This is a genomic window from Geodermatophilus sp. URMC 64, from assembly GCF_053502555.1.
Window position 1 is genome coordinate 639541 of record NZ_CP199955.1, and the last position, 12729, is coordinate 652269.

Annotated in this window: 9 protein-coding genes; 6 read left to right on the plus strand and 3 right to left on the minus strand. The window is 74.8% G+C overall.

Annotated features, from left to right (window positions below):
* The first annotated feature begins 191 nt into the window (after positions 1-191).
* Positions 192-4196, plus strand: coding sequence for an ATP-dependent RNA helicase HrpA (gene hrpA, locus ACWIYF_RS03165; RefSeq protein ID WP_448626664.1), 4005 nt, complete (start codon positions 192-194; stop codon positions 4194-4196).
* 98 nt (positions 4197-4294) lie between these two features.
* Here hrpA and ACWIYF_RS03170 read toward each other — a convergent pair whose 3' ends face one another.
* Complete coding sequence (locus tag ACWIYF_RS03170; RefSeq protein ID WP_448626665.1) at positions 4295-5458, minus strand: FN3 associated domain-containing protein; 1164 nt, start codon at positions 5456-5458, stop codon at positions 4295-4297.
* Positions 5459-5654: 196 nt separating this feature from the next.
* Positions 5655-6032 carry a hypothetical protein gene (locus ACWIYF_RS03175; protein WP_448626666.1) on the minus strand — a complete coding sequence of 126 codons (378 nt, stop codon included), beginning with the start codon at positions 6030-6032 and terminating at the stop codon, positions 5655-5657.
* A gap of 152 nt (positions 6033-6184) precedes the next feature.
* Here ACWIYF_RS03175 and ACWIYF_RS03180 point away from each other — a divergent pair, with 152 nt between their 5' ends.
* Complete coding sequence (locus tag ACWIYF_RS03180; RefSeq protein WP_448626667.1) at positions 6185-6352, plus strand: hypothetical protein; 168 nt, start codon at positions 6185-6187, stop codon at positions 6350-6352.
* 60 nt (positions 6353-6412) lie between these two features.
* On the plus strand, positions 6413-7777 hold the full coding sequence (locus ACWIYF_RS03185) for a cytochrome P450 (RefSeq protein WP_448626668.1): 1365 nt from the start codon (positions 6413-6415) through the stop codon (positions 7775-7777).
* Here ACWIYF_RS03185 and ACWIYF_RS03190 read toward each other — a convergent pair.
* Positions 7774-9000: an MFS transporter gene (locus ACWIYF_RS03190; protein ID WP_448626669.1), complete on the minus strand. Its 1227-nt coding sequence runs from the start codon at positions 8998-9000 to the stop codon at positions 7774-7776. The two genes, ACWIYF_RS03185 and ACWIYF_RS03190, sit on opposite strands and share 4 nt — an antisense overlap.
* Positions 9001-9112: 112 nt before the next feature.
* Between ACWIYF_RS03190 and ACWIYF_RS03195 the strand changes: the two genes are divergently transcribed.
* From ACWIYF_RS03195 to ACWIYF_RS03205, 3 genes are read left to right on the plus strand one after another with little or no spacing between them, the layout of a single operon-like run.
* Positions 9113-11410 carry a xanthine dehydrogenase family protein molybdopterin-binding subunit gene (locus tag ACWIYF_RS03195; protein WP_448626670.1) on the plus strand — a complete coding sequence of 766 codons (2298 nt, stop codon included), beginning with the start codon at positions 9113-9115 and terminating at the stop codon, positions 11408-11410.
* Positions 11410-11910 carry a (2Fe-2S)-binding protein gene (locus ACWIYF_RS03200; protein ID WP_448626671.1) on the plus strand — a complete coding sequence of 167 codons (501 nt, stop codon included), beginning with the start codon at positions 11410-11412 and terminating at the stop codon, positions 11908-11910. The genes ACWIYF_RS03195 and ACWIYF_RS03200 overlap by 1 nt, the downstream gene beginning before the upstream one ends.
* Positions 11907-12716 carry an FAD binding domain-containing protein gene (locus tag ACWIYF_RS03205; RefSeq protein ID WP_448626672.1) on the plus strand — a complete coding sequence of 270 codons (810 nt, stop codon included), beginning with the start codon at positions 11907-11909 and terminating at the stop codon, positions 12714-12716. Before ACWIYF_RS03200 ends, ACWIYF_RS03205 begins: the two co-directional genes overlap by 4 nt.
* The last annotated feature ends 13 nt before the right edge of the window (positions 12717-12729 follow it).

The following is a 12729-nucleotide window of genomic DNA, read 5'->3' on the forward strand; positions in this document are numbered from 1 at the left end:
AGGGGGCTGGGAAACATGTGCAAGGTACAACCTGTTGCTCCGTACACGCAATCAGTTGCGCCGTGCAAGAAGCTGTGACCTGGCCGACGGCGGCGCAGGCCGTCGGCGGTGGGATCCTCGGATCGGGGTACCCCACGTCGCGCGCCGGTATCCGCAGGTCCGCCGACCCCCAGGACGAAGGAGGCTGCGCCGTGAGCGCCCCCGACGACGCCCCCGCGCGCAGCGGCGCCGGCCCCGACGACCTCCGGGCCCGGCTGACCGGTCTGACCATCGAGGACGAGCACCGGCTGCGCCGCCGGCTGGACGGGCTGCGGCGCACCCGTGACGCGGAGGCCCGGGCGCGCCAGCGCGAGCGGATCGCCGCGGACGTGGCCGCCGCCGAGGAGCGGATCGCCCGCCGGCGGGCCGCCGTCCCCGTGGTGACCTATCCCGGCGAGCTGCCGGTGAGCGCCCGCCGCGACGACATCGCCGCCGCCCTGCGCGACAACCAGGTGGTCGTCGTCGCCGGTGAGACCGGCTCGGGCAAGACCACCCAGCTGCCGAAGATCGCCCTCGAGCTCGGCCGCGGCGTGCGGGGGCGGATCGGGCACACCCAGCCGCGCCGGATCGCCGCCCGCAGCGTCGCCGAGCGGATCGCCGAGGAGCTGGACAGCCCGCTCGGCGAGGCCGTCGGCTTCAAGATGCGCTTCACCGACCACGTCAGCGACACGACGGTGGTCAAGCTGATGACCGACGGCGTCCTGCTCGCCGAGATCACCCGCGACCGGCTGCTGCGCCAGTACGACACGATCATCCTCGACGAGGCGCACGAGCGGAGCCTCAACATCGACTTCCTGCTGGGCTACCTCGCCCAGCTGCTGCCGAGGCGGCCGGACCTGAAGCTGGTCATCACCTCGGCGACCATCGACGTCGAGCGCGTGGCGAAGCACTTCGGCGACGCGCCGATCGTGGAGGTCAGCGGCCGGACCTACCCGGTCGAGGTGCGCTACCGGCCGGTCGTCGACCCGGACGCCCCGGAGGGCGACCCGGCCGCCGATCCCGACCGCGACCAGGTCAGCGCGATCCTCGACGCCGTCGACGAGCTGGTGGCCGAGGGGTCCGGCGACGTCCTGGTGTTCCTGGCCGGCGAGCGGGAGATCCGCGACACCCAGGACGCGCTGGAGGAACGCGGACTCCCGAACACCGAGATCGTCCCGCTGTACTCGCGGCTGTCGGCCGCCGACCAGCACAAGGTCTTCGCCGCGCACACCGGCCGGCGGATCGTGCTGGCCACCAACGTCGCCGAGACCTCGCTGACCGTGCCCGGCATCCGCTACGTCGTCGACCCCGGGACGGCGCGCATCTCCCGGTACAGCCATCGCACCAAGGTGCAGCGGCTGCCGATCGAGCCGGTCAGCCAGGCGTCGGCGCGCCAGCGGGCCGGCCGCTGCGGGCGCACGTCCGACGGCGTCGCGATCCGGCTCTACACCGAGGAGGACTTCCTCTCCCGGCCCGAGTACACCGACCCGGAGATCCTGCGCACCAACCTCGCCTCGGTCCTGCTGCAGATGGCCGCGCTGGACCTGGGCGACGTCCTCGAGTTCCCGTTCGTCGACCCGCCGGACCGCCGCGCGGTCGCCGACGGCCTGGCCCTGCTGGAGGAGCTCGGCGCGCTGGACTTTGCCGGCCACCCCGCCCACCCGAGCCTCACCGACGTCGGGCGCTCGCTGGCCGCGCTGCCGCTGGACCCGCGGCTGGCGCGGATGGTGGTCGAGGCCGACCGGCGCGGGGTGCTGGAGGAGGTCCTGGTCATCGCGGCCGGCCTGACCATCCAGGACCCGCGCGAGCGCCCGTCCGAGCACCAGCAGGCCGCCGACGAGGCGCACGCCCGCTTCGCCGACGAGCACTCCGACTTCCTCGCGCTGCTCAACCTGTGGCGCTACCTGGCCGAGCGGCAGGAGGCGCTGTCCGGCAACCAGTTCCGCCGGACGGTCAAGCGGGAGTTCCTGCACTACCTGCGCATCCGCGAGTGGCAGGACCTGCACGGGCAGCTGCGCGGCACCGCCCGCCGGCTCGGGATGGCGACGGGCGAGCTCGCGACTGAACCCGACGAGCGCGGCGTCACCGCGGCCCTGCTCGCCGGCCTGCTCTCCCACGTCGGCGTCCAGGCCGAACCCCCCAAGGGCCAAAGTGGCCACAACGGCCCTTCCCGGAGGCCGAGCCGGGAGTACCTGGGCGCCCGCAACACGCGGTTCGTCCTCGCGCCGGGGACGCCGCTGGCGAAGAAGCCGCCGCGGTGGGTGGTCGCCGCGGAGCTCGTGGAGACCAGCCGGCTCTTCGCCCGCACCGTGGCCCGCGTGGACCCCGACGTCGTGGAGCGGGTGGGCGCGCACCTGGTCAAGCGGCAGTACTCCGAGCCGCGCTGGGACGCCAAACGCGGCTCCGTCGTCGCCAGCGAGCGCGTGACCCTCTACGGCATCCCGCTCGTCGTCGGGCGCCGGGTGCAGTACGGCTCGATCGACCCGGTCGTCTCCCGCGAGCTGTTCATCCGGCACGCGCTGGTCCAGGGCGAGTGGACGACGCACCACCGGTTCTGGGCCGAGAACCAGCGGGCGACCGAGCGGGTGGCCGAGCTCGAGGAGCGCGCCCGCCGGCGCGACATCCGCGTCGACGAGGAGACGCTGTTCGAGCTCTACGACGCCCGCGTCCCGGCCGACGTCGTCTCCACCCGGCACTTCGACCGCTGGTGGAAGACCGCCCGCCGGCAGACCCCCGACCTGCTCACCTTCACCCCCGAGATGCTCACCAACGCCGCGGCTGCCGGGCAGGTGCGCGTCGAGGACTTCCCCGACCAGGTGGCGCTCACGCAGGGCCTCACCCTGCCGCTGTCCTACGCGTTCGCGCCGGGCACGCCCCAGGACGGCGTCACCGTCGACGTACCGCTCGGCGTGCTGGACACCGTGGCCGAGCGGACCTCGGGTGAGTCCCTGGCGTTCACCGTGCCCGGCCTGCGCGAGGAGCTGGTCACCGCGCTGCTGCGGACGCTGCCCAAGCAGCTGCGCCGCACCCTGGTGCCCATCCCGGACCGCGTGCGCGAGGTGCTGCCGCACATCGATCCCGGTGAGCCCCTGCTGCCGGCGCTGGAGCGGGAGCTCCAGCGGGCCGTCGGCGTGCCGATCCCGCCGGACGCCTGGCAGCCGGCGCAGGTGCCCGACCACCTGCGGGCCACCTTCCGGGTGCTCGACGACGCGCAGCGCCCCCTGGCCACGGGCAAGGACCTCGCCGCGCTCAAGGCGGAGGTCGCTCCTCAGGCCCGCGCCGGCCTGGCCCGGGCGGCCTCGGACCTCGAGCGCACCGGCCTGACCTCGTGGGAGCTCGGCAGCCTGCCGCGCACGGTCGAGGTGCGCCGCGGCGCCCACGTGGTGACGGCGTACCCGGCGCTGGTCGACGAGGGGACGACGGTCGGCGTCCGCGTGGTCGCCACCGAGGCGGAGGCGAGCCGGCTGACCTGGGCCGGGGCACGCCGGCTGCTCGTGCTGGCCGCCGGTTCCCCCGCCCGGCAGGTGGTCAAGAGCCTCTCGCCGCGCACCCGGCTGGCCCTGCAGTTCAACCCCGACGGCGAGATCCCGGCCCTGGTGGACGATGTCGTCGACGCGGCCGCCGGCGAGCTGATCGCCGCCGCCGGCGGGCCGCCGCGGGACGAGGCCGCGTTCGCCGCGCTGGTCGAGCGGGCGCGGGCCGAGCTGCCGCCGCTGACCACCGAGGGCGTCCGCCGGGTGGAGGCCGTCCTGACCCAGGCCCGAGAGGTCGCGGTCGCGCTCGGCGCGGCCCCCGGCCGACGGGTACCCGAGACGGCGATCGCCGACCTGCGCCGGCAGATGGGCGGCCTGCTGCACCGGCGGTTCGTCACCGAGACGGGGCTGCGCCGGCTGCCCGACGTCGTCCGCTACCTGCGGGCGATGGCCCACCGGCTGGAGAAGCTGCCGGCCAACGCCGCCCGTGACGCGGTCTGGATGGAGCAGGTCTCCGCGGTGACCGAGGAGTACGAGCAGCTGCGGGCGCGGGTGCCGGCGACGGGGGCGCCGGACGACCCGGTCACCCGCATCCGCTGGATGATCGAGGAGCTGCGCGTGGGGCTGTTCGCGCAGGGCATCGGCACCCCGCGGCCGATCTCCGAGCAGCGCGTGTACAAGGCGATCGACGCGCTGGTCCCCTGACCACGGGCCGAGGGCCCGTCACCTGGCTGGTGACGGGCCCTCGGTCCGTTCCGTTGTGGTGGTGCGGTGGGCTCACCCCGGAGGGTGCACCCGGTCCGTCACCCGTTCGCGACGGTGATCGGGGCGCTCACCCCGCCGCCGCTGGAGACCACGACGACGCGGCCGGGGTTGGTGGTGGGGACACCCGTCCGGAGCCGCCAGTCGAAGGCTCCGATGGTCACGGTCGCCGTCAGGGTGCCGATCTGGGTGGTCCGGTTCCCCTGCGCGTCGACCCGCCACACGGTCACGGTGCTCCCGTCGACCGACCCGGTGCCGCGGACCCGGAAGTCGTTGCTCTTCCAGGAGGCCGACGTCGCCCGCACGGTGTCAGCGGCCGGCGCAGCCGGGGTCACCTGCTTGGCCGCCGAGGCCGGGCCGTCACCGACCGCGTTGGTGGCGAGGATGGTCACGTCGTAGGTCACGCCGTTGACCAGGGTCAGCGTGGCGCTGGTCGCGTTCGGGCCGGGGTTGGCCGTCACCACGGCGGGCAGCGGGGTGGCCCCGCTCACCGGCGTCGCCGTGAGCGTGTACGTCTCGGTCTTCACCTGCGACGTGTTGTTCGCAGCGTCGATCGCGACGTACTTCAGCGTGACCGAGCTACCGGTGGCCGGCTTCTCGACCGTGAACGGGGCCTCGTACAGGGTCGCGGCCGGGTTGATGCCGTCCGGGCCCTCCAGCGGGCTGGAGCCGTCGAGCGTGTAGTAGATCTGCGCGTCGGCGGAGTCACTGCTCAGCGTGATCTGTGCGGGGCCGGTGAAATTGGTGCCGGCCGGCGCCGCGGTGACGGAGGGCGCGGTGGTGTCGGACGAGCCGCCACCGGCCGCTGCGCCGTCGAGCGCCGGCGGCCACGACTCACCGGCTTCGGTGATCGTCCGCACCTCGATGCGGTTGCCGTCGAGCGTGCCGGGCAGCGAGGCGGACGCCGCCGCCGGGTCGAAGATCCGCCGGCCGAACTCGGACTGGGCACCGTCGGTCGTGGCCTTGGAGACCGCGCGGACCGAGTAGCCGAGGACGGGCGAGGTGCCGGGGTTCTGCTCGGCGGGGGTCCACGTGACGGCGATGTTCGTGCCGTCCTGCGCGGCGGTGACGCCGGTCGGGGACTTGGGGCCCTGGCCGGTGGCGCCGGCCGGGCAGCCGCCCATGCCCGGACCGTCGATCTCACCGAACTCGCTGATGGTCAGGCCCTGCCGGTTGGCGTCGGCGTCCTCGTTCTGCCAGGCCATGATCCGCAGCTGGCCGGAACTGCGGTTCTGGGCATGATCGTCTCCGCGTCGGAGGTCCGCCGCTCGGGTGAGCGGGGCATGCGGGAACAGTCACCCTCGATCGGGGGGATGGTCAGCCGTGGGGAGGGGGTCCATTGGACCCCCAATCGGTGGAGCAAGCCCCGGTTGCGCCGAGCCGCGGCGCCTCCGGTGGAACTCAGTCGGCCACCGCTGCGGGCTCGTCGGCCTGGGCGCGTTCGCGCAGGAGGGCGGAGATCCGCTGACGGGTGACGCCGAACAGCGCGGCGATCCGGTTGATGCTCACGTGCTCCGCCTGCAGGGAGTACGCCTGCTCGCGGCGGAACGTGCTCCCGGCCCGCGCCAGCGTGGCCAGGACGGTGCTGATCGACTCGACCACCAGGGGCCGGGTCTCCGAGGTGACGAGCTCCAGCCAGCTGGTGCCCTCGCCGCGCGCCTCGAGCAGTTCCTCCGCGCGGACGCGGGCGGCCGAGAGGCGCTCGATGCAGTCGTCGATCGAGGTCACCAGGTCGGCGAGCGCACTCGTCGCGGCGTCGGGTTCCGGGGGACGGTGCATCACGGCGGCTCCCGGTCTTGCTGTCAATTCGATTGCACACTACCAAAGTGGAACGGCCGTTGCGCGGCACCTGAGGGTCGCTGGTTTGCCGGCCCCCGCGGCCGGGGACGCAGCCTGGTGACGATGTCCGCCGGATCGAAGGAGACCGCGAGATGAGCGAGCCCAGCAGCCGGACCCAGGCCGCCGGTGAGGGCCTGTCCGACGAGGAGATGGTCCAGAAGGTGGCCGAGCAGACCGCCAGCGACCTGCCGGAGAACGCCGACAAGGCGGGCAAGGACTGGAACGGCGATCCCGGCAGCGCCCCCGCCCCGACGGAGTAGTGCGCGGACGGCGCCGTCCGCGGCGGCGGCGCCGTCGGTGATTCCTGCCAGACTGCGGCGGTGACCCGCGCCCCCGTCGCCGCGACCCCGACGGCCGATGCCGTCGTCCCACGGACCGCCCGGACCGACTCGCGCACGGTGGCCCGCTGGGCGGTGCGCCACGGCCTGCCCGCCGTCTACCTGTCCCGGGCCGCGCGGCGCGGTGACCTGGTCGGCCGGCTGCTCCGGGACCCGGCGGTGCGCGAGGACCCCTACGGGCTGTACGAGCAGCTGCGCGCCGCTGGGCCGCTGACCCCCGGCAGCCTCGGGCTGACCACGACCTCCCACGCCCTGACGCAGGAGGTGCTCCGCTCCGAGTCGTTCGGCGTGGGCTGGGACCGGTCGGCGGCGCCCCGGGCGATCCGCTGGGCGCTGGAGTACGGCGACGACCTCGACGCCACCGGTGTGGCCGAGCCGCCGTCCATGCTCGTCGTCGACCCGCCCGACCACACGCGCTACCGGCGGCTGGTCAGCCGCGCCTTCACCCCGCGCGCGACCGCGGCCTTCGAGCCGATGATCCGGCGGACGGCGGACACGCTGCTCGACGCCCTCGAGGCCCGCACCGCGGCCGACGGCGGGCCGGTCGACCTCGTCGACGCCTACGCCGCGCAGCTCCCCGTGCTGGTCATCGCCGAGCTGCTCGGCGTCCCGACCGACCGGCGGGAGGACTTCCTGCGCTGGGGCGCGGCCGCCGCGGCGACCCTCGACCCCGGCCTGCCGTTCCGCCGCTACGTCGCCGCGGAGAAGGCGCTGCGCGCCATGCACGCGTTCCTGCGCGGCCACTTCGAGCGGCTGCGCCGCGACCCGGGGGACGACCTGGTCAGCCGCCTGGTGGGGCTGCCGGGGGAGGAGGCGCTCAGCGAGCGGGAGCTGCACGCCACCGTGATGCTGCTGCTCGGCGCCGGGTTCGAGACCACGGTGAACCTGCTCGGCAACGCGATCGTGCTGCTCGACGCCCACCGGGACCAGTGGGACGCCCTGCGCGCGGCGCCCGAGGGCTGGGCGAATGCTGTCGAGGAGGTGCTCCGCCACGACAGCCCGGTGCAGATCACCGGGCGGAACGTGCGCGCGGACGTCGAGCTGGGCGGGCGCCGGCTGCGGGCCGGCGGCCGGATCACCGTGCTGCTCGGCGCCGCCAACCGCGACCCCGACGTGTTCACCGACCCCGCCCGCTTCGACGTCACCCGCGCCAACGCCCGCGACCACCTGGCGTTCTCCGGTGGCATCCACTACTGCCTCGGCGCGGGGCTGGCCCGGCTGGAGGGCGTCGTCGGGCTGCGGGCGCTCACCGACCGGTTCCCGGGCCTGCGCGTCGACGGCCGGCCGGTCCGCCGCGACCTGCAGACGCTGCGCGGCTTCGAGCACCTGCCGGTGCGGCTGCGCTAACGCGCCGCGGCGGGCTCGGCGGTCCGCTCGTCGGTGCTGAGGACGGCGTCGCGCGCGGCGCCCCAGCCCGCCCAGAGCATCGGCACGAGCGCGGCCAGGAGCAGCGCCAGCGGCCAGGCCCAGCCGCCGGTGAGGTCGTGCAGCCCGCCGAGCACCGGTGGCCCGCCGGCGGCGAGCAGGTAGCCCAGGCACTGCGCGACCCCGCCGAGCCGGGCCGCGGTCAGCGGGGTGGGGCTGCGCAGCACGATCAGCGTGAGCGCGAGGGCGAACCCGGAGCCCTGGGCGATGCCGAACGCGCAGACCCACAGCAGCGTCCAGGAGTCGGCCGCGACGAGCAGGCCGCCCAGCCCGACGGCGTAGGCCACGGCGACGGCGAGGACGAGCGGCCGCTGGGTGCGCATCCGGCCGGCCTGCGCGGGTGCGACCAGCGCCCCGGCCGCGCCGATCACGTTGGCCACCCCGAGCAGCAGGCCGCCCTCGCGGACGGGCACCCCGCTGTCGGCGAGCAGCGTCGGCAGCCAGGCGGAGACCGCGTAGAACTGCACGCTCTGCAGCCCCAGGTACGCCGTGACCTGGCGGGCCAGCGGCTGGCGCAGCAGCGACCAGGAACCCGAGCTCACCACCGGCGGTGCCGCGCGGCGGCCGCGGCCGGTGCCGGCCACCGGCAGCCAGAGCGCCAGCGCGGCGAGGGCGAGGACCAGCCACAGCCCGAGCCCGGCGCGCCAGTCGAGGCCGAGCGCCGCGGCCAGCGGCACCGTGGCCGCCGCGCCCGCGCCCGCGCCGACGTTCAGGGCCGCCGAGTACAGGCCCATCACCGCGCCGGGCCGCAGGAACTCGCGCTTGACGTACGCCGGCAGCAGCACGTTGGCGACCGCGATGGCGGCCCCGGCGATGAGGCTGCCGGCGTAGAGCAGGGCGACCGGCGGGAGCAGCCGCAGTGCGATGCCGGCCGCGAGGAGCAGCAGGGACAGCGCGACCGCCGTCTCCAGGCCGATCCGCCGCGCCAGCCGCGGGGCGAGCGGCGCGAACGCGCCGAAGCAGAGCACCGGCACCGTGGTGAGCAGGCCGGCCATGGCGGCGGACAGCCCGGTGTCGGCCCGCAGGTCGCCGAGCACGGGGGCGATCGCGACCACGGCGGGCCGCTGGTTGAGCGCCACGGCGACGATCGCCAGCAGGAGCGCCGCGGTCGCCGCCCGTGACCGCGCCGTGCGGAGCTGGTTCATCGGCCCCCACTCCACCACACCGGGCCTTCCGCCTGGGAGGACCCATATGTGGGCAGGCTCACGTCTGTCTGACAGAGTGCCCGAGAGCACCCGCCTGAGACGAAGGAGCCGCATGAGCATCCTGGGCACTCGCGTGGTCCGCACCGAGGATCCGCTGTTCCTCACCCGCGGCGCGACCTACACCGACGACCTGGTCGACGAGCGGCTCACCGGGGCCGTCTACGCGACGTTCGTCCGGTCGCAGGTCGCCCACGGGCGCATCCTGTCGGTCGACGCCTCCGCCGCCCGAGAGGCGCCCGGTGTCGTCGCCGTCTACACCGCCGACGACCTCGACCTGGACCCGATCCCCGCCGGTCTGCCGATGGTCCCCCCGGCCATGACCCGGCCCTGGCTGGCGAAGGACACCGTCCGGTTCGTGGGCGACATCATCGCCGTGGTGCTCACCGAGGAGCGCTACCAGGGCGAGGACGCCGCCGAGATGGTCGCCGTCGACATCGACCCCCTCCCCGCGGTCGTCACGATGGCCGACGCCGCCAAGGGGGACGTGCTCCTGTTCCCCGAGGCCGGCACGAACGTGATGGCGACCTTCGGCGAGGCCGCGCCGGCCAACTTCTTCGCCGACTGCGAGGTCGTCGTCACCCAGCGGGTGGTCAACCAGCGGGTGGCCCCCGTCCCGCTCGAGACCCGCGCAACCGCGGCGGCGTGGGGCGAGGACGGCCGGGTGACGATCTGGTGCACCAACCAGGGCGCGCAGCAGGCCAAGGGCGAGATCGCCGGCTGGCTCGGCCTGGACCCGGCGGACGTGCGCCTGGTCACCCCCGACGTCGGCGGCGGCTTCGGCGCCAAGATCGGCGCCGACCCCGAGTACGCCTTCGTCGCCTGGCTCGCCCGGCAGATCGGCCGGCCGGTGCGCTGGACGGAGAACCGGTCGGAGAACCTGGTGGGCATGCTGCACGGCCGCGGCCAGGACCAGATCGTGACCATCGGCGGCAGCCGGGACGGCACGGTGCACGCCTACAGCCTCGTCGTGGACCAGGACGCCGGCGCCTACCCGCGGATCGGCATCGTCCTGCCCACGCTCACGATGCTCATGGCCTCGGCCGTGTACGGCTTCCCGAAGGTGCACGCGCAGGCCCGCGTCCTGGCCACCAACACGACGTCGATCGGCGCCTACCGCGGGGCGGGCCGCCCCGAGGCCACCGCCGCGGCCGAGCGGGCGATCGACCTGTTCGCCGCCGAGATCGGCATGGACCCGGCCGACGTCCGCCGCAAGAACCTGCTGCCGCCGTTCCACGAGCCGCACACCACCCCGACCGGCGCCACCTACGACAGCGGGGAGTACGTCGCCGCGCTGGACAAGGCGCTGGAGGCGGCCGGCTACGCGGAACTGCGGGCCGAGCAGGCCCGGCGCCGCGAGCGCGGCGACGCCCGGCAGCTGGGCATCGGCATGTCGGTGTACGTCGAGATCACCGGCGCGGACACCGGTCTGGGGGCGGCCGAGTCGGCGTCCCTCGAGGTGCACCCCGACGGGACGGCCACCGTGCTGACCGGCACCTCGCCGCACGGACAGGGGCACGCCACCGCCTGGGCGATGCTCGCCAGCGAGCAGACCGGCATCCCGATCGAGAAGATCACCGTTCTCCACGGCGACACCGACCGCATCCCGCGCGGCGGCGGCACGATGGGCTCGCGCAGTCTCCAGCAGGGCGGCGCCGCCGTCCACCAGGCCGCGGTGGAGCTCGTCGAGGTGGCCAAGCAGCGCGCCGCGGAGGTCCTGGAGGCCGACCCGGCCGACCTGGAGGTCGACCTCGGCGCGGCGGGGCTGCGGGTCAAGGGCAGCCCCGGCTCCGGGGTGAGCCTCGCCAAGCTCGCGGAGAAGGAGCAGCTGCGGGTCGACACCCGGTTCGCCGCCGCCGGCCCGACCTTCCCGTTCGGCGCGCACGTCGTCGTCACCGAGGTCGACGTCGAGTCGGGCAAGGCTGAGGTCGTGCGGGTGGTGACCGTCGACGACGCCGGCACGATCGTCAACCCGCTGCTGGCCGAGGGGCAGCGGCACGGCGGGATCGCGCAGGGCGTGGCGCAGGCGCTGCTCGAGGAGGTCCTCTACGACGCCGACGGCAACCCGCAGACCTCGACGCTGGCCGACTACCCGTTCGTCTCGGCGACCGAGCTGCCGAGCTTCGAGCTGGTGGACATGGCCACGCCGACACCGATGAACCCGCTCGGCGCCAAGGGGATCGGGGAGGCCGGGACGATCGGCGCCACCCCGGCGGTGCAGAACTCCGTCATCGACGCCGTCTCGTACCTCGGCGTCCGGCACATCGACATGCCGTGCACGCCCATGCGGGTGTGGCGGGCCATCAACGAAGCCCAGCAGACAGAGCACGCCCAGCAGGGAGGCAGCAACTGATGCAGGTGTCCATGACGGTCAACGGCCGGCAGCGCACGGACGACGTGGAGCCCCGGCTGCTGCTCGCCCACTACCTGCGCGAGGTCTGCGGGCTCAAGGCCACGAACATCGGCTGCGACACCACCTCGTGCGGCGCCTGCACGGTGATCGTGGACGGGCTGTCGGTGAAGTCGTGCACCGTCCTGGCCGCGCAGGCCGAGGGCGCGCAGGTGACGACCCTGGAGGGGCTGGCCGGGCCGGACGGCGAGCTGCACCCGATGCAGCAGGCGTTCCGCGAGGAGCACGGTCTGCAGTGCGGCTTCTGCACCCCGGGCATGGTCATGGCCGCGATCGGCGTGCTGGCCGACAACCCGGACCCGAGCGACCGCGAGGTCCGCGAGGGCCTGGAGGGCAACCTCTGCCGGTGCACCGGCTACCACAACATCGTGCGGGCGGTGCGGGCCGCCGCAAAGGCCGGCCCCGCCGCCGGTCAGGTGCCCACCTCGGAGGTGACGGCATGATCCCGGGGCCGTTCGAGTACGTCCGGGCGGGCTCGGTCGAGGAGGCGATCGCCGCGCTCGGCGAGCACGGGGACGACGCCAAGCTGATCGCCGGCGGCCACTCGCTGCTGCCGCTCATGAAGCTGCGGCTGGCGATGCCCGCCGTCCTGGTCGACATCAGCGCGATCCCGGACCTGTCCTACGTCCGGGTCGACGGCGACGAGGTCGCGATCGGCGCGGGCACCCGGCACTACGAGCTCGAGCGCTCCGACGTCGCCCGGGCCGAGGTGCCGCTGCTGCCGCACGTCGCCGCCCGGGTCGGTGACCCGCAGGTCCGCCACCGCGGCACGCTCGGTGGCACGGTCGCGCACAGCGACCCGGCGTCCGACCTGCCCACGGCGCTGCTCGCGCTGGGCGGAACCGTCGTCGTCCAGGGACCCGGCGGACGCCGGTCGATCCCGGTCACCGAGTTCTGGCTGGGCTTCTTCGAGACCGCCCTGGAGCCCGACGAGGTGATCGTCGAGCTGCGGGTGCCGCGCACCGGGGCGGCCGGCTGGGGATACGAGAAGTTCACCCGGCGGGAGAACGACTGGCCGATCGTGGCCGCCGCCGCGGTGGACGGGCGCGTGGCGCTGGCCAACATGGCCGGCTCCGTCGTCCGGGCGACCGCGACCGAGGAGGCGCTGGCGGGGGGCGCGTCGATCGCCGACGCCGCCGCGCTGGCCGACCAGGGCCTCGAGCCGTCGTCGGACATGCACGCCGACGCCGAGTACCGCCGCCACCTCGCCCGCCTGCTCACCCGCCGGGCCCTCGAGAAGGCCGCGTAGCCGCGGTTTTTCG